Here is an 18158-nt window from a genome sequence, read left to right on the forward strand (position 1 = left end):
CAGATCCAATCGCATCCGTGATGAATAGGATCACATCGCGCAATTTGAAGCAGGGCTCATGTTGCGCTAACCCATCCTCAAGGGGGCAAGAGCCATGAACGTTCTCTCAATCCAATCCCATGTCGCCTATGGCCACGTCGGCAACGCTTCGGCGGTCTTTCCGATGCAGCGCCTCGGCGTCGAGGTGTGGCCCATTCATACGGTCCAATTCTCGAACCACACCGGCTACGGGTCCTGGAAAGGCCGCGTCTTCGATGGCCCCGCCATCGAGGATCTGGTGGAGGGCATTGCCGAACGCGGCGTTCTCGGTCGCTGCGATGGTGTTCTCTCCGGCTATATGGGCTCGGCCGATATCGGCAACGCTGTCCTGTCCGCCATCGCGCGGGTGCGGTCTCTCAACCCGGATGCGCTTTATTGCTGCGATCCGGTGATCGGGGATGTTGGCCGCGGTGTGTTCGTGCGCCCTGGCATTCCGGAATTCATGCGCGAGCAGGCGGTGCCGGCAGCTGACATCATCACCCCGAACCAGTTCGAGCTGGATTATCTGTCAGGCCTCACGGCACAGACACTCGACGATGTGAAGAAGGCAGTCACGATTGTGCACAAGATTGGCCCTAAGGTCATTCTTGTCACCTCCGTCGAGACGAAGGAAACGCCCTCGGATAGCGTCGATCTGATCGCTGGGGAAAACGGGCGCTTCTGGCGCGTGCGCACGCCGAAGCTGTCTCTGTCCGTCAACGGGGCGGGGGATGCCATTGCGGCGCTCTTCTTCGTTCATTATGCCCGCTCACGCTCAGCGTCGACGGCCCTTGCCGAAGCCTCGGCCTCTGTTTACGGCTTGCTCAAGCGCACGGAAGAGGCAGGCTCCCGCGAGATCCTGACCATTGCCGCGCAGGATGAATTCGTCTCGCCCACCCGTCGCTTCGATGTTGAAGAGGTTTGATCCGCATGACTCGCCGCTTTGTCACCCTCGATGTCTTCACGGGCGAGCGCTTCGCCGGCAATCCTCTCGCGGTCGTGCTCGATGCCGAGGGGCTCGACACGGCGGCCATGCAGCGGATTGCGAAGGAGTTCAATCTCTCCGAGACGGTCTTCGTTCTGCCTGCTTCCGAGCCTCGCCAACGCGCCGACATCCGGATCTTCACGCCGGCCCGCGAACTGCCCTTCGCGGGTCACCCGACAGTAGGAACCGCCGTGCTCCTAGCCCTGCTCGATCAGGACGGCCAGCCGGGCGCAGTGGCTTTCGGGCTCAAGGAGCAGGTCGGCATCGTGCCCTGCGCCGTCGAGGTCATGGATGAGGTGAGCGGTACGGCGCGTTTCCGTCTCCCGCGTCTGCCGTTCGTGTGGGGCGAGGGCAAGGATTCCACGACCTGTGCCTGGGCGCTTGGTCTCGATCCGACTGAGATTGGCTTCGACCGCCATGTTCCCAATCGCCACTCGGCCGGCGTCGCTTACGATCTTGTGCCTGTTGCGTCTCTTGAAGCATTGGCGAAGTCCAAGCCGCAGGGCGAGGCCTTCGACAAGGCATTTGGCGACAGTGACCACCCGGCACCCTATGTCTATGCCCGGATCCCTCAAGCCGATGGCTTGCGCTTCCGCGCCCGCATGTTCGGATTGGGCATGGGCATCGCGGAAGATCCGGCTACCGGCTCGGCCGCTGCGGCCTTCGCCGGTGCACTCATGCAATGCGAACCCCTGGGCGACGGCGAGCACAACATCATCATTGAGCAAGGCGTCGAGATGGGCCGCCCGAGCGAGATTCGCCTGCAGATGGTGATCAAGGATGGAGCGCTTGTCTCCGCCGAGATCGGCGGCGGCGCCGTGATGGTGAGCCGTGGCGAGATTTTCGCGTGAACCGTGAGATCGAGATCCGACGCGTCTCCCGCGTCGAGGCGTGCTGCCGCCCGTACGACTGGGCTTGGCCGAAGCAGAACCGAGGTTTCATCGAGGAGAACTGGAAGCGGCGCACCGCGGGCAAGCCGCAGATGTTCAACGGGCGCGTGCTGCTGCTGCAGGATGTGGTGTTTGAACAGGACTTATGCCGCAACACCTATTTCGAAGTGGACTATGCCGACTTCGTCGCCTGGATCGACAAGGGCTACCCCAACCCGGTGATCGCCAACGGTTTTGCCATGGGGGCGCTGCGTGGGTCGGACGGCGCTTATATCTGCGCCGTGATGGGCTCGGGTACGACGAATGCAGGGCGCGTCTATTTCGCGGCCGGAACGCCCGACCCCTCCGACGTGAGACCCGACGGCACGGTCGACCTTGCCGCTAGCCTCACCCGGGAGCTTGAAGAGGAAACGGGTCTGCAGGAGGGCGACTACCACGTGGATGACGAATGGATCATCGTCCAACGCTGGCCGACTATCGCCCTCCTGCGCATGGTGACTCTGCCGGTGACGGCAGAGGAGGGCGCGGCGAGGATCCGCGCCAACATCGCCCGGCAGCACGAGCCTGAACTGCAGGATGTCCGCATCATCCGTAGTGCGGACGATATCGATCCTGAGCGGATGCCGCTCTTCCTGCAGTCCTTTTTCGATTGGGTCTTCGATCAGAGGTAGCCGTGGCGCGCCTTCGTGGCGTTGACCATCCGCACGGCTTCCGCATCCCGGCCTGCGGCGCAGACTTCCTCGGCCTGAGCGATATCCCGATCTACCCGGTTATAGACGGATTGGTTCACGTGCCCCATGGCCAAGTCATTGCTCATGACGGCGCGATAGCGGGCGATTTCGCCATTGCAGCCGGTGGCGGAGCTGCCGGCCACGACACTGGGGCCGGCAGGTGCCGAAGCGGTCTGGTTGCATGCGGCCAGCGCCAGACCGCCGGTCAGGAGCAGAGCGGGGGTGACAATCTTCATGAAAGCATCTCCTCGATGGACCTCGCGAGCGAGGAATAAAGGTCAAGCTTCATCCGTTCTAGGGCGCTTTCCCGGGAGAACAGCCCCGTCACGCTTTGAGTCACATCCCGTCCAATAGTCGATGCTTCTCTTTTCGTTTGTTTCAACGGCTTGCCATTCCAGTGGACCGCCGTTACAAACGAGCCCGTTGTTCGCGGCTCAAAGCCCGCGGCCATGGAGGATTTGGGCAGCGATGATCATCGGCTCCCCCAGCGCAAGGATGAACGGCACCGCTTCCGCTGCCGCTCGCGCGCGCCTTCTTGGCCTCCTTCTCCTTAGCTGCCCCTGAGGGTCGGCTGGGCGTTGCCGCCTGGGCTCTCAGGGGTTCTGGACAAGCAGGAACAACCTTGAGCCCAAAGGCTCCTCCCAAGAAGGACTAGACTGATGACCGCTTCCGTATCCGGCTCCCCCAAGGACCGCGTTCTGATCTTCGACACCACCCTGCGCGACGGCGAGCAATGCCCCGGCGCCACCATGACCCTGGAGGAGAAGCTCGAGGTTGCGGAACTGCTCGACACCATGGGCGTCGACATCATCGAGGCGGGCTTCCCCATCGCGTCGAACGGCGATTTCGAGGCCGTCGCCCTGATCGCCAAGCATGTGAAGCGGGCCACCGTCGCTGGCCTCGCCCGCGCCATCTCGGCCGACATCGCCCGTGCCGGCGAAGCTGTTCGCCACGCGGCGCGGCCGCGCATTCACACCTTCGTGTCCACGTCCCCGATCCATCTGGCGCACCAGATGCGCAAGTCGGAGGAAGAGGTGCTGGAGATCATCACCACGACGGTGACCCAGGCGCGCAACCTGATCGAGGACATCGAGTGGTCCGCCATGGACGCCACCCGGACCCCGATCGACTATCTGTGCCGCTGCGTGGAAGCAGCCATCAAGGCCGGCGCCACCACCATCAACCTGCCCGACACAGTGGGCTATGCCACGCCTGACGAATACAGGGCCATGTTCCGCGCCGTGCGCGAGCGCGTGCCGAACGCCGACAAGGTGATCTTCTCCGCCCATTGCCACAACGACCTGGGCCTCGCGGTCGCCAATTCCCTGGCGGCGCTGGAAGGCGGCGCACGGCAGATCGAGTGCACACTCAATGGCATCGGCGAACGCGCTGGCAATGCAGCCCTGGAAGAGATCGTCATGGCGATCAAGACCCGTGGCGACGTGCTGCCGTACGAGACCGGCATCGAGGCCACCATGCTGACCCGCGCCTCGAAGCTGGCGTCCGCCGCGACCTCATTCCCGGTGCAGTACAACAAGGCCATCGTCGGCCGGAACGCCTTCGCGCATGAGAGCGGCATCCACCAGGACGGTATGCTCAAGAACGCCCAGACCTACGAGATCATGACACCCGAGAGCGTCGGCGTGTCTAAGACCTCTCTGGTCATGGGCAAGCACTCCGGTCGGGCAGCCTTCCGCAACAAGCTGGAGGAGCTGGGCTACAGCCTCTCGGACAATCAATTTCAGGACGCCTTCGAGCGGTTCAAGGAACTCGCCGACCGCAAGAAGCACGTCTATGACGAGGATATCGAGGCCCTAGTCGACCAGAATATCGCCATGGCGCATGACCGCATCAAGCTGGTCTCGCTCCACATCGTGGCCGGCACCCGCGGGCCCCAGCGCGCCACCATGCGGCTCCAGGTCGACGATCGGATCGTTGTGGAGGAGCAGGAGGGCAACGGCCCGGTGGATGCCACCTTCAACGTCATCAAGGCCCTGGTGCCCCACGAGGCGGTGCTGGAACTCTATCAGGTCCATGCCGTCACGGAGGGCACGGACGCCCAGGCCGAGGTCTCTGTGCGCCTCTCGGCCGACGACCGCAGCGTCACCTCCCGCGCCGCCGACCCGGACACCCTGGTCGCCTCCGCCCAAGCCTATCTCGGTGCCCTCAACAAGCTCATGAGCCGGGGTGCCCGCCTGCACGCCCAGCACGCGGCAGAATGATTGGGCACAAAGGGCCCGCTCGGCGGACCTTTCTCTTGTTTGCGTGAGCATAGAGGCTCGAACCCTCAAGCTTGAGGGTTCGAGCCTCTTGCCACTTGCCGCAACATTCAAAGGCTTGTGGGACCGGTTCGAGGCCGAATAGCGCAATAGATCTGCTCTGCATTCTGAGCTCTAGGGAAAAAACCTTTCCATGGCGGAAAACCGCACCTGCGGGGCTAGACAGGCCCCGTCCGGTTTGTTACACGCACGACCTCTTCAGCGGACATCGCGCCGCTGAATTCGCTTCGGCGATGGGTGATTAGCTCAGTTGGTAGAGCAGCTGACTCTTAATCAGCGGGTCGTAGGTTCGAGCCCTACATCACCCACCAATCTCTTCAAAGAATTAGCTAAGATTTGGATTGGCGTTTTAAGAATCTAGCAACCCTATAGCTACCACAAGCTTACACCTGCGACTGAACTTCAGGCGAACGCTCTCATCCTCGTCAGTCAGGGGGATTTCTGGCTCCTTCAATGTAACTGCAAGCGTGCAACGGTACCTGAAGGCGTCGACCCAAACGTATTAGTATCCAGATCGCATTTTATCGACCGTGATCGCTAATCAGGCGCTTCCGAGAGAAGCGGAAAGCCATAGAAGTGGAAGCTGAAGCTTTGATTTAAGCTGTCGGCGAGCCGGCTTGTTTCAGTGCGCGGATCGGGTTCGTGAAGCTCCCAAATTGGAGACAGTGTCAAAAGCAGGTTCTGGTACAAAGTTGCCGTTTCTATCGTAAAGCAGAGTAACTACGCTATCGGCGAGAAAAACCGCCGACAAGTACCTTTCAGACAACGTAAGGTCGTCCTGAACATAGGCGAGACAATACTCAGGAACAATGTTCTCCACAAAGTCCAGCGGCAGAATAAACCAATAATTTGAGTGCTATAGCTCCGCCTTGTCCACAGCACTCTGCGGTTGTTTGACTCACTAGGCATATAAGAACAAAATAAGAACATCAACGCAGATCAAACAGACAAGAGGCAGGGCGCATGCGTGCCGGGCAGCAGGTGGCTATTGCCGATTTGCGAGAGCAGATCGAGCGCATGGAAGGTGACAAGCGTCATCGCCCGGTTCTGCCATTCGGTGTTTATACACTTGACCAACACCTGCCCAATGGCGGTTTGGCGCTAGGAGCAGTCCACGAAGTTGTTGAAGCGGGTCCTGCTGCCGAATTCGCCGGAGCGGCGACCCTTTTCACAGCAGGGATCGCGGCGCGCCGCAAAGGCCCTGTGGTTTGGTGCCTGACGCGGCGTGACCTATTTGCGCCAGGCCTTGCGGCAGCCGGCCTTCACCCGGACCGGGTCATCTATGTCGAAGCAGGCCATGACCGGGAAGTCTTGCCTCTGGTCGAAGAAGCCCTTCGTGAAAGGGGCCTTGCCGCTGTTGTAGGGGAAGTCACGCGCCTCAACCTTGTTGCGTCACGACGTTTGCAACTCGCAGCGGAAGCCTCCGGCGTACCAGCCCTCATGTTGCGACGATGGTGGACGGTTGCCGAGAAGAACCTCACCACATTGCCAACGGCTGCCGTCACACGTTGGCGGATCGCGTCAGCGCCGTCAGCCGTCCTTTCCGTTCCGGGTATCAGCCGCCAACGATGGCGGGTTGATCTTGTTCGTTGCCGTGGCGCTGAAGCGCGTTCCTGGATTGTTGAGGGGTGTGATGCGAAGGGTCGTCTCGCTGTTTCTGCCGACATGGCCTACAGATCGCATACGTCGCCAATTCGGCACGCCGCCTTTGGATGAGCCGCTTGTCACTGTCGCCAATGAAGGCTCACGCCGCATCATTGCAGCGGCGGACAGGGCAGCGAAGATGGCAGGGCTGAAAGCAGGTCAAACCATCGCCCATGCTCAGGCACTTATCCCTGATCTTCATGTTCGCGATGCTACTCCGGAAGAGGATAGGGCGGCTCTGACACGTTTAGCCTTATGGTGCCTGCGCTACTCGCCAATCGTTGCGCCCGATACGCCCGATGGCATCTGGATCGATACGGCCGGAGCAGATCATCTTTTCGGCGGAGAACATGCCCTCCTTGAGGATCTTACCGGACGGTTGAATGCCAAAGGGATTGCAGCCCGTGCATCCATTGCCGACGCGCCCGGAATCGCCTGGGCTGTTGCTCGATACGGCAATCAAGCTGTTGTCTCTCCAGGCAGAGCCGTTGATGCTGTGGCTGGCTTGCCGGTCCAGGCTTTACGCCTTGAGCAGAAGACTCTCGACATCATGGATCGCCTTGGCATTGAAAGGATAGGGCAACTGGCTGCGATGCCACGCGGACCGATGACCCGGCGCTTAGGAACACAGACAGCGTTGCGTCTTGATCAGGCGCTGGGACATGCCTTCGAGCCGATCAGCCCGCTTGTGCCGCTAGAGACCCTATCCCATTCCATCGTCTTTCCAGAGCCAATTGGCCGCCCTGAGGACCTGAAGCGGGTTGTATCGCGGCTGACAGCTATTCTCTGTGCGGATCTTGCCAAGCAGGGGATTGGCGCTCGCCGCCTCGACTTGATCTTCCGCCGGGTCGATCAAAAGTCCTTGGCTCTTCGCGTCGGAACAGCAAGAGCATCCCGTGACCCCATCCACCTTGCGAAGCTATTTGACGAAAGCCTTGGCACGATCGACCCTGGTTTCGGAATCGATGAAGTCCTGATCGTGGCCAGCCGTGTCGAACCGCTCGGTGCGATGCAGCTTCAAGCCCGTGGCATCGACAAACAAGATCCTGAACCGGATATCAGCCCTCTGGTTGACCGCCTCTCCGCGCGCGTGGGTGCGGGCAAGGTCTTTCGCCTTGTCCCGGTTGAGAGTCATGTGCCTGAGCGGTCCGCGAGACGTATTCCGGCGCTTGCTCCAGCGTCCGGGCTGACATGGCCTGAAGACCTGGTGCGACCCGCCCGTATCCTCGATCCGCCTGAGCGCGTCGAAGCCACCGCGGTCGTACCAGACCATCCGCCGATCTTCTTTGTCTGGCGACGGGTACGGTATGTCGTGCGCGGGGCTGATGGCCCGGAGCGGATCACAGGTGAGTGGTGGAAGTCTGACAGCGAGATGTCGTCGTTTCGCGACTATTACCGGCTTGAGACCGACCGGGATGCTCGCTTCTGGCTCTTCCGCGATGCGCCGGCCGCCGAAGGCGGGCGCTGGTGGCTCCATGGACTCTTCGGGTAGGCCTGCATGAGCTATGCCGAACTGCAGACCACCACGCATTTCTCCTTTCTGCGCGGTGCCTCAAGCCCGCGTGAACTCTTCGAGCAGGCCAAGCTTCTCGGCATTCCGGCCTTGGCGGTCGTTGATCGGAATTCTGTCGCTGGCATTGTCCGCGCCTTTGAGGCTGCAAAAGAGACGTGCGTTCGTCTCGTGGTCGGCTGCCGCCTAGATCTCAGCGATGGCATGTCCTTGCTTGTCTATCCGACTGACCGCGCTGCATACTCTCGACTTTGTCGCCTGCTCAGCACCGGAAAGGCGCGAGCAGGGAAGGGCAAGTGCCTGCTGACCTGGGAGGACGTGGTCCAATGGAATGAAGGAATGCTTGCCATTCTGCTCGGCGATAAGCCCGATGATGCGTTGGCAGAACGGTTGAGGCGATTGAAGTCAACCTTCGGTGACAGGGCTTACATGGCTCTCATTCGCCGGTTTGCTCCTAATGAGTTCGCTCGTCTCCGCGCTGTCGCTGATATGGCGCAAGCTGCACGGGTGCCTGCTGTCGCAACCGGCGACGTCTTGTATCACCACCCCAGCCGCCGCATGATGCAGGATGTGATGACGTGCATCCGGTTGAAGACGACCATCGATCAGGCAGGCTACCGGCTGGAGCGTCACGCGGATCGCTTCTTGAAAGACCCTGACGAGATGGCCCGTCTGTTCAAGGACTATCCAGAAGCGGTGGCAAGGACGCTCGAAGTTGCAGGACGCTGTCGCTTTTCGCTGGATGAGCTTGATTATCACTACCCGAACGAGATTGTGGCTGCTGGCGAAACAGCGCAACAGACGCTGGAGCGCCTGACGTGGCAAGGCGCCAAGCGGCGCTTTCCTGATGGGTTGCCGGATCGTGTCGCCGCTCAACTCCGACATGAGCTGACGCTGATCGAAGAGCTTCAATATGCTCCCTACTTTCTCACCGTCCACTCTATCGTCCAGTTCGCCCGCGGGCGTGGCATTCTTTGTCAGGGGAGGGGAAGTGCGGCGAACTCCGCCGTCTGCTATGTGCTCGGCATAACGGAGATTGACCCTGTGCGGTCTGGGCTGCTGTTTGAGCGGTTTATATCTCAGGAGCGCCGGGAGCCGCCGGACATCGACGTCGATTTTGAACATGAGCGGCGGGAAGAGGTCATTCAGTGGGTCTTTGAAACCTATGGGCGGCATCGGGCGGCTCTGACTGCGGTGGTCACGCGCTTTCAAGCGAAAGGGGCCGTGCGAGAGGTCGGGAAGGTTCTTGGCATTCCAGAGGATGTCACAAAAGCCCTGTCGCGTTTGGTTTGGGGATGGGGGACTGAAGGCATCGGCGAAAAGGAAGCGAAGGAACTCAACCTCAACCTGAACGACCGCCGCTTGCGACTGACGCTGGAGCTGGCTTCCGAACTGATTGGGACGCCGCGTCATCTGTCGCAGCACCCCGGCGGGTTTGTGCTGACGCAAGGACGCCTTGACGAAATGGCTCCCATCGAACCGGCGGCTATGGAGAACCGCCAAGTTATCGAGTGGGACAAGGATGATATCGACATTCTGAAGTTCATGAAGGTCGACGTGCTGGCGCTTGGGATCCTAAGCTGCATGAGGCGCACCTTCAACCTCCTACGTGAGTACAAAGGTATCGATCTAGACTTAGCTTCCATCCCGCCTGAGGACCCAAAGACCTATGCCATGATCCGCCGCGCAGACACAATGGGCACCTTTCAAATCGAGAGCCGGGCCCAAATGTCGAGCCTGCCTCGAATGAAGCCCAGAACATTCTATGATCTCGTGATCCAGGTTGCGATCGTCAGGCCAGGGCCGATCCAAGGCGACATGGTACATCCCTATGTGCGGCGTCGCAACGGCGTGGAGCCTGTAACTTACCCAAGTCCGGAACTGGAAAAGGTTCTTGGAAAGACGCTTGGCGTTCCTCTCTTCCAGGAACAAGCCATGCGGGTTGCCATCGAATGTGCAGGCTTTACTCCATCTGAGGCTGATCAACTCCGCCGCTCTATGGCGACCTTCAAGTTCACAGGTGGCGTCTCAAAATTCAGAGATAAGCTCATCAACGGGATGGTCACCCGTGGCTATGAGCGCGAGTTCGCCGAACGCACGTTTAGGCAGTTGGAGGGTTTTGGCTCCTACGGCTTTCCTGAGAGCCACGCAGCTTCTTTTGCGCTGATCGCCTACGCTTCGTCCTGGATGAAGTCCCATCATCCCGAAGTGTTTCTATGTGCGTTGCTCAATTCCCAGCCAATGGGTTTTTATCAGCCGGCGCAACTGGTGCGTGATGCCAGGCAGCATGGGGTTGAGGTCCGGCCTATCGATGTGAATCACTCCCGTTGGGAGAGCACCCTTGAGCCAAGCAAGGGGGGCAATCTTGCCGTTCGTCTTGGCCTCCATCTGGTGAGGGGACTACCTAACCAAGAGGGGGCTATCATTCCGCTAATGCGAGCTTCCGGCCCATTCGTATCAATTGAGGATGTTGGAAGACGTGCAGGCTTATCCTTTTCTACCCTGAAGCATCTGGCGGACGCTGATGCATTTGGAACGCTCCGCGTGAACCGGCGGGATGCGTTCTGGAAGGTGCTCATCTTGAGCGATGAACAGCTACCACTGTTTGCAGTTGCCGATGGTCGCGAGGGTGAAATTAAGCCCGAAGTGGTGGAGCGGAATGTTGCTCTTGAGCCGATGACAGCAGGCCGGGAAGTCGTTGAGGATTATATCTCAACAGGCCTGACCCTGCGACAGCACCCGGTGTCTTTCCTTCGACCTGACCTAGAGAAAAGACGCATGACCCCATGCGCAGCCTTGAGGCAGGCTCGTGACGGCAGCCGGGTCACAGTCGCGGGATTGGTCCTTGTGCGACAGAGGCCGGGCACAGCTAAGGGCGTCACATTCATGACAATCGAGGATGAAACTGATGTTGCAAACGTTGTAATTTGGTCGGCAATCTTTGAAAAGCATCGGCAGTTGATCCTATCCTCCGGAATGATCGCTTGCCGGGGAAGCGTTCAACGAGAGGGAGATGTGATCCATGTCGTCGCCGAGCATCTGATCAGCCTCTCAGATCTCCTGCGCAGCGTCGCCCAAAGAGGAAAGAATGGGCTGCTTTCGCACCGTGAGCCAAACTACAAGCCTGATATGGACACTTCAGGCGCACGAAGCATCAAGATGCCAACGCGGGATTTCCGGTAGGACGCAACCCTTATAAAATGGTAGAATGAACCTTCAACAGTCAATCGGATGATCCAATGCCTGATACTTTACAGATGGCAATGAACGTACAGCGAGCCTGGGCTGCGCCGAACCAGCCCACCACGACGTTAGAAGCTGCTGGAACCGCGTTCTCACAAGCAGTAGGGTACCGCCTCTATACCGTGACGCGAATGCTGAATGGCGGACTGGAAGTCGAACGAATCTATTCGACGAATGCCACTGTCTACCCTGTTGGCGGCCGCAAACCTGTATTGCCTAATGCCTACACCGAGCGTGTGCGGGCATATGCAACCATTTCTTGCGAGAACGCCTGCCGAATTCGCGCCTCTGTTTCCGGATCACGAGACAATTACGAGCCTCGGCCTCGGAAGCGTCATGAACTTGCCGGTCGTTTTCGATGGGGCAATGCTCGGAACTGTGAACCTGCTCGACAGCGAGGGGGCGTACCACGAAGGGCACGTCGACCAGGCTATGTTGATCGCGCAGCAGATTGTACCATCACTTCTGGCTTCTAGGCCTGATTGATAATCGATGGAACACCGCTCCCATCCCAATCCAGCCTAGAAGAGCAGGGGCGACCTTAAGGCCCCGCATCAGGCTCCGAGCTAGTGTTGTCATTGGCCTTCTGAATCTTACTAAGATCAACACAGAGCTGAGCCACGACCTCCCTGGCTTCGCTCGGAAGAGTACCATAAGGCCTGATGAACTGGCGGGTATGTGCGCCGTGTGCTCCGCATGCGTTGATGCCGCGATCGGACGCTGATCGACGAACCGCCTTCACCCTTCAACGAAAGAGCTCCATCGAGCAAACGGCCAAGGCAAGTTCCAACAGTCAATGAAAATGCTATTAGCCAAAGCCGTAGTGCTCTCAGCGTTGACGTGAGCACACAGGATGAGCTGCCTCAGGCCTATCATTTTATCTGCAGGTCTATCAGCAGGTGCCGAATGATCGCCTGCAGTCTGCACCCCTGCAGAATAAAAAAACCATTTATAATCAGTCCTTCGTACAGCCAGACAAAGAGAAAATTGGGACTCGGAACCCTGCACAATCGGCCGCAACTTTGCCTGCGAGCGATGTAGCGTCGCAATTCGAGCTTGGATTTGCTGTGCAATCCAAAAGAGCGAACCTAGCGGGTCGCTGAACTTGCTGTCTGGCTATCTTGGGTGTGTGGACTAACGACAAGTCTTCATGCATGACGAGCTTCGATCTTCGATCAAGTACCATTGGGTCCTGCTCCGGATCGTTTGTGGGTAGGGCAGTCGGCGCGTCTACTCGCTGATAACCGAGCAGGATCCGTAAGTCGGCGAGACGATCTTTATCGGCATGCAAGGGACCGATTAGCGACGACAGCATCCACTGACCAGGCAGCCATTCCGGAGGTTAATTGTGAACGCTATTCCTTGGCAATGGATTGAGTGATGGGAAACCGTGACTCATGGTACATCTCGGAAGTAAGTCGAATGTCTGCCATCCTGCAGTGAGCAGACGTTCATTACGTCGGCTCAATTGCCTGGTTTGACCCTAAGGAGACAGTTGAGGTCAAGCCACGGCTTCAGATTTGGGACAAGTTCGCAAACCTAGCCTATGGAGATAGGAGACGCGACTCAAGGCGTCTACAGAGCGCCGAAGTTCGAGCGCCTCAAGCAGTTCATCTCAAGCCATCGATAGACCACCGCTTAGTCCGGATGGTTAGAACCCGCTTCAGTAAATCATTCGAGTGCCAAGCGGCGCTGCATTATTCATCACCCGACCCGCCGTTGCAGCTTTGCTTGAGATAGTTGTAGACCGTCGCCCGGCCCAGCCCAAGCACTCTCGAGATGTAGGACGCCATATTGCGTCCGCCGAATGCTCCGTCCCCGGAAAGGTCCATGATGAGTTGTTGTTTCTCGCGTCGCTCCAATTCGGCAACGGACAATCCGCGTTCCCAGGTCCAGGATTGGATGTACTCGTTGACCCGTTCGTGCCAGTCGTCCTTGAACAGCGATGCCGGTTTCTCGTGAGACTGGGGCACCGAGACAAGAGCCTCCAATGTGCTGATGACGGCGTGGAAGTGAGAAACATCCACATTGATGCATAGAATGCCGATTGCCTTCTCGCCGGCCCGGATCACTGCGCTGACCGACTTGATGCGTCGCCCGTCCCAATTCACCTTCTCGTACGGGCCGATGATCCTGTCGGAGGGCTTGAAATCAATCTCATGAATGAGGGACGGCTCACCCAGCTCCCGTTTTGAGAAGCTATTGGTCAGATATACCACCGTCTCGGTCGCGAGGTCGTGCAGGACCACCTCGGCATAAGGCTGGAACAGCAGCGTGATCGCATCGCAGATATGAGTATAGGCCGCGAGCTCCGGCACAAGCCCAGGCTTGGCCGCTTGCCTTGCTTTTCTCATCTCGGCATCTCGTTGCGCTTTGAGTGGGTCATGCTTTCTCACCCAGGCACAGGAGGCTTGAGAGGATTCTCCTAGACTGTCGCATGCTCGAAAGTCCAGGCAAGCGGCGCTACTCGGACAGACCAAGAGATAACGACCACCTGCGAAAAAAATATAGACAAACCAGTCCAAATTGGACTTTATTGTTCAATACAACAACTGCCATGTTGTCAACAATCACGCATCCACAAGGGAACTCTGACGATGAAGAAGCTCGGTCGCCTAGCCCTGGTAGCCGTCGGCATTGCGATGGCTCCGGCGCTCGCCCACGCCCAAGCCGGAAAGGTCACAAGCCTCAAGATCGCGACTGAGGGCGCCTATGTCCCCTGGAACTTCACGGGCGCGGGCGGCAAGCTGGAAGGCTTTGAGATCGACTTGGCCAACGACCTGTGTAAGCGCATGAGCGTGTCCTGCGAGATCGTGGCCCAGGACTGGGACGGCATCATTCCAGCGCTTGCCGCCAAGAAATACGATGCCATCATGGCCGGCATGAGCATCACCGACAAACGCCTGGAGACCATCGATTTCACCCGACCCTATGCTCAGGTGAGCAACGGAATCGTAGTCGCGAAGAGCTCTGCGGAAGCGAAGGCGCTTGGTCCTGTTGCGCAGTTCAGCCTCACCTCCCAGGCGACCGAATCCGAAGCGGCTGTAGCCAAGATTCGCGAAGCCCTCAAGGGCAAGACGCTCGGCGTCCAGACCTCTTCGTCTCACTCAAACTTCACCGACAAATACCTTAAAGGTGCCGTCGAGATCCGCGAGTACAAGACGACGGAGCAGTACGATCTCGATCTAGCTGCCGGACGCATCGATGCGGTGATTGGTGACAAGACGGCCCTTCAGGGCACTCTGGATAAGCCGGAGTTCAAGGATTTCGCAGTTGCGGGACCAGGCTTCTCCGGCGGCATCCTGGGTCGCGGCGTAGGAGTAGGCCTGCGTAAAGACAGCCAAGAGCTCAAGGCCATGTTCGATACCGCCATCGGGGCAGCCATTGCCGATGGCACCGTCAAGAAGCTCGCCGAGAAGTGGTTCAAGGTTGATGTAACACCAAAGGGCTAATCAGAGGTTGCGACGGTTGCCCTGCGGAATGTTCGCAGGGCAACCGCCTATGGGAACCATACGGGATGCAGCACCGTCGGACGATGCCGTGACATAGTAGGCTGTTGCGCAAGCCGCTCTTGTTGATTTCCGACCCTATCTCAAGACCTTGAACGAGGCCGAGACCCGATGATGAATAACAGCGTCCTTGAATCTGCCGCCCGCTCCGTCCAGGCGCGGCGTCGCATCCGCAATTACGTCTACGAGACACCACTGTTGCCTTCGCGCCAGATCAGCCGCGACATCAATTCCACCATCTCCTTCAAGGCGGAGAACTTCCAGCTCACCGGGTCATTCAAGATCCGTGGCGCGGCGAGTAAGATGACCGCGCTCGGCCTCGATCAGGGCGTCATCACGGCATCCTCTGGCAATCATGGTATCGGGTCCGCTCAGGCTGCGAGCCTGATCGGCCAGAAGCTGACGGTTGTCCTTCCCGAAACCGTGTCGCCTGCGAAGCTCGCCAAGATCCGCTCCTTTGGCGTGGAAGTAATCCTTCACGGGGCAGAGACCGGGTTGGCGGAGCAGCACGCGCAGAAGGAGGCCCAAAGTCGGAGCCTCGTCTACGTCTCCCCGTACAACGATCCCGAGATCATTGCGGGGCAGGGTACGATCGCGCTGGAGATGCTAGAACAGGCCGACCGGATCGACAACGTCTTCGTCGCCATGGGCGGCGGCGGGCTGATCAGCGGGATCGGTTCTGTCCTGAAGTGCTTCAGCCCGAGCACGCGCGTGTTTGGTGTTTCCGCACAGAACTCGGCCGCGTTGGCGGCCTCGATTGTGGCGGGGCGCGTCGTCGAGACGGAGCATCTCGATACTCTTGCAGACGCCGTCGCAGGTGGCGTCGACGATGACAGCATGACCTTGCCGCTGTCGAGCGCCGTCATCGACGAAGTCTTGACGTGCACGGAGGCAGAGATCGCCGCCGCGCTCAAGGACATGGCCATCAAGGAGAACCAACTCGTCGAAGGAGCGGCGGCCCTTGCTCTTGCGGGCCTCTATCAGGTTGCCAAGCGTTGTGAGGAGCAGAACAACGTCGTGGTGCTCTGCGGGGCCAATTTTGACCATGACCGAATCCTGGCGGTCGTAAACGGTTAAGGGTCGGACGCCATGGCAAGTCTCGAGATCGACTGGAACAGAGACGGCCGGCAGGCCTCCTACATCCAGGTGCCAAGTTCCACGAACCGGAGCGCATGGCAGAACCTGCGCATACCAGTGTTCGTCATCCGCAATGGCTCGGGACCAACGACGCTACTGCTCGGAGGCAGCCATGGTGATGAATACGAGGGACCGGTCGCCCTCTCGAAATTCGCCCATTCCGTCGACCCGGACAGTATCAAGGGCACCCTCATCGTCGTGCCGGCGATCAACCTGCCGGCCGTCCTGGCAGGAGCACGCCTGTCGCCGCTCGATGGCCTCAACCTCAACAGGGAGTTCCCCGGCAACGGGCGCGGGTCGGCGACCCAGCGCATCGCGCACTTCATCACCACGGAACTGGTCCCCAGGGCCGACAACGTCTTCGATATCCATTCGGGTGGCCGCTCACTGCGCTTCGAGCTCTGCACATTCATCCATGAGCAGCCCGACCCCGAGCGGACCAGCAGTTTCCTGGCGGCCGCCGAGTCCTTCGGAGCCCCGCTGATTGTCGTGATCCGCGAGCCGCATGCAAGCGTGATGCTAGACGATGTTGTGGAGAGCTCGGGCAAGCTCATGCTGTCCAGCGAACTCGGCGGGAGCGGCATCATCACGGCCGAGACAGCCCGCATGAGCTACGAGGGGTTGCTAGGAGTCCTGCGCCATCTGGGTCACCTTGCCCCGTCTGACCAAGACGGCGCCGAAGACCGTAGGATCTCGCGCCGCGTCTCGGTGCCGGGTTCGGATTACTATGTCCATGCGGACGACACCGCCTTGTTCGAACCTGCCGTGAGTCTCGGCGCGCCAGTCGAAAAAGGGATGGTCATCGGCTACTTGCACTACGTGGACCGGGTGGAAAGGGCACCTACACCAGTGCTCTCTCCCCAGTCGGGGCTCCTACTCTGTCTGCACGGGCAGGGCGTCGTTCACCGCAACGACACCCTGGTCGTCGTAGCCAGAGACTACACGCCGTGACACCGCTTTGCACCCATCATCTAATTCAAACCCGGAACCGAGACTTTGACCTCCATCACATTCCTCAATCCAGACGAAATCGAAGAGCGCGTCGGAAACCTCGATGTCGTTGGACTGATGGAGCAGGCCTTCGCTGCGTTCTCCAAGGGAGAGGCCGTCATGCCGATGCCGGGCGAGTTGCTGATCGAGGATCCGCCGGGCGAAGTCCATCTCAAGTACGGGTACTTTAAGTCCGGTGATACCTACGTCATCAAGATCGCCTCGGGATTCTGGAACAACCCCGCCAAGGGGCTGAGCAGCAGCGATGGGCTTCTCCTCGTCTTCAGGAAAGAAACGGGCGAGCTTGCTGCCGTTCTCAATGATCGCGGCCGCCTGACCGATCTACGGACCGCAGCAGCCGGGGCCGTGGCCGCCAAGCATCTAGCATCGACGGATGTGGACACGATCGGGGTCATCGGGAATGGAATCCAGGCCGAGTTGCAGGTTCTGGCTCTACAAGCCGTCCGTCCCTGCAAGAACGTCGTGGCTTGGGGACGAAATCCCGAGCGCACGTCTGCCTATGCCAAGCGCATGGAAGAGAAAGGCTTTACGGTCGAGATTGCGCCATCGGCCTCCGACGTCGCTGCCCGCAGCCGCCTTATTGTTACCGCGACCGCAAGTCCATCGCCGTTGCTGCAATGGTCCGACATTCGGCTTGGTACCCACATCACTGCGATCGGGGCGGACAGCGCAGACAAGCAGGAGCTGGCTGAGGCGATCATTCGCAATGCCGACATCGTCGTGACGGACAGCCGGCGCCAGGCCATAACGCGCGGCGAGCTCTTGCGTGCGTACGGGGAAGACTCAGCCGCCCTGTCCAGGGTAGCCGAGATTGGTGAGATCGTTTCGGGTATCGCCAAGGGACGTACGAGCGAGAGGCAGGTCACTGTTACGACCCTATCGGGCCTCGCCGTCCAGGATATTGCCATGGCTTCGGCGGTGCTGTCCGGGTAGTGGGATATCGTGTGTTCAACGCGGGCTGGGCAAGCAGGCGCGCGAACGTGATTCCATAAGGACACATTCATCATCTTACCCGGTTGATCCCGCAAGGCGGAAGCATTCGTTGAAGGTGTCCTCAGTCTGTCTGCGAAGCGCCAGTGATTCTGTGTTGGACTTGCAGGACTTGGCTTAGATCCTTTCGGGGAAGTTCCACTTCTGGCACTGAGCTGAAGTAGGGCTTGAGTCTCCTCCTGCGGCGTTTAGTGAACCTTCATTTCATTTA

The 18158-nt window shown here is 59.4% G+C and carries 13 protein-coding genes and 1 tRNA gene; 12 read left to right on the forward strand and 2 right to left on the reverse strand.

The window, feature by feature from the left end; all coding sequences use genetic code 11:
* Positions 1–94 precede the first annotated feature (94 nt).
* From pdxY to I2H36_RS01090, 3 genes are read left to right on the forward strand one after another with little or no spacing between them, the layout of a single operon-like run.
* Positions 95–943 (forward strand): pyridoxal kinase PdxY, encoded by an 849-nt coding sequence (pdxY, locus tag I2H36_RS01080; RefSeq protein WP_196262042.1) that lies wholly within the window; start codon positions 95–97, stop codon positions 941–943.
* Positions 944–948: 5 nt separating this feature from the next.
* Entirely contained in the window at positions 949–1854 is a 906-nt protein-coding gene (locus I2H36_RS01085) for a PhzF family phenazine biosynthesis protein (protein ID WP_196262043.1), read from the forward strand.
* Positions 1851–2564: an NUDIX hydrolase gene (locus I2H36_RS01090; protein ID WP_196262044.1), complete on the forward strand. Its 714-nt coding sequence runs from the start codon at positions 1851–1853 to the stop codon at positions 2562–2564. The genes I2H36_RS01085 and I2H36_RS01090 overlap by 4 nt, the downstream gene beginning before the upstream one ends.
* On the opposite strand, the gene I2H36_RS01095 is transcribed toward I2H36_RS01090, so the two are convergent.
* Positions 2555–2860, reverse strand: coding sequence for a hypothetical protein (locus I2H36_RS01095; protein WP_196262045.1), 306 nt, complete (start codon positions 2858–2860; stop codon positions 2555–2557). The genes I2H36_RS01090 and I2H36_RS01095 overlap by 10 nt on opposite strands.
* 423 nt (positions 2861–3283) lie before the next feature.
* Here I2H36_RS01095 and I2H36_RS01100 point away from each other — a divergent pair, with 423 nt between their 5' ends.
* The 5 genes from I2H36_RS01100 to I2H36_RS01120 all read left to right on the forward strand — a co-directional run bounded on the left by I2H36_RS01100 (position 3284) and on the right by I2H36_RS01120 (position 11240).
* The gene (locus tag I2H36_RS01100; RefSeq protein ID WP_196262046.1) at positions 3284–4846 is read left to right on the forward strand and encodes a 2-isopropylmalate synthase; all 1563 of its coding nucleotides are present in this window, start codon (positions 3284–3286) and stop codon (positions 4844–4846) included.
* Positions 4847–5138: 292 nt separating this feature from the next.
* Positions 5139–5214: transfer RNA gene (locus I2H36_RS01105), tRNA-Lys, on the forward strand.
* Between the two features lie 652 nt (positions 5215–5866).
* Positions 5867–6619 carry an ImuA family protein gene (locus I2H36_RS01110; protein ID WP_196262047.1) on the forward strand — a complete coding sequence of 251 codons (753 nt, stop codon included), beginning with the start codon at positions 5867–5869 and terminating at the stop codon, positions 6617–6619.
* On the forward strand, positions 6612–8039 hold the full coding sequence (locus tag I2H36_RS01115) for a Y-family DNA polymerase (RefSeq protein ID WP_343234375.1): 1428 nt from the start codon (positions 6612–6614) through the stop codon (positions 8037–8039). The genes I2H36_RS01110 and I2H36_RS01115 overlap by 8 nt, the downstream gene beginning before the upstream one ends.
* 6 nt (positions 8040–8045) lie before the next feature.
* On the forward strand, positions 8046–11240 hold the full coding sequence (locus tag I2H36_RS01120; RefSeq protein WP_196262049.1) for an error-prone DNA polymerase: 3195 nt from the start codon (positions 8046–8048) through the stop codon (positions 11238–11240).
* 1757 nt (positions 11241–12997) lie between these two features.
* Here I2H36_RS01120 and I2H36_RS01125 read toward each other — a convergent pair.
* Positions 12998–13696, reverse strand: coding sequence for a helix-turn-helix transcriptional regulator (locus tag I2H36_RS01125; protein ID WP_343234376.1), 699 nt, complete (start codon positions 13694–13696; stop codon positions 12998–13000).
* A 201-nt stretch (positions 13697–13897) separates the two neighbouring features.
* Here I2H36_RS01125 and I2H36_RS01130 point away from each other — a divergent pair, with 201 nt between their 5' ends.
* The 4 genes from I2H36_RS01130 to I2H36_RS01145 all read left to right on the forward strand — a co-directional run bounded on the left by I2H36_RS01130 (position 13898) and on the right by I2H36_RS01145 (position 17890).
* Positions 13898–14752, forward strand: coding sequence for a lysine/arginine/ornithine ABC transporter substrate-binding protein (locus tag I2H36_RS01130; protein ID WP_196262050.1), 855 nt, complete (start codon positions 13898–13900; stop codon positions 14750–14752).
* Positions 14753–14920: 168 nt separating this feature from the next.
* Complete coding sequence (locus I2H36_RS01135; protein ID WP_246718588.1) at positions 14921–15886, forward strand: pyridoxal-phosphate dependent enzyme; 966 nt, start codon at positions 14921–14923, stop codon at positions 15884–15886.
* Between the two features lie 12 nt (positions 15887–15898).
* Positions 15899–16897: a succinylglutamate desuccinylase/aspartoacylase family protein gene (locus I2H36_RS01140; protein WP_196262051.1), complete on the forward strand. Its 999-nt coding sequence runs from the start codon at positions 15899–15901 to the stop codon at positions 16895–16897.
* Positions 16898–16942: 45 nt separating this feature from the next.
* On the forward strand, positions 16943–17890 hold the full coding sequence (locus tag I2H36_RS01145; protein ID WP_196262052.1) for an ornithine cyclodeaminase family protein: 948 nt from the start codon (positions 16943–16945) through the stop codon (positions 17888–17890).
* Positions 17891–18158 lie beyond the last annotated feature (268 nt).

Source organism: Microvirga terrestris (assembly GCF_015694425.1).
GTDB lineage: Bacteria > Pseudomonadota > Alphaproteobacteria > Rhizobiales > Beijerinckiaceae > Microvirga > Microvirga terrestris.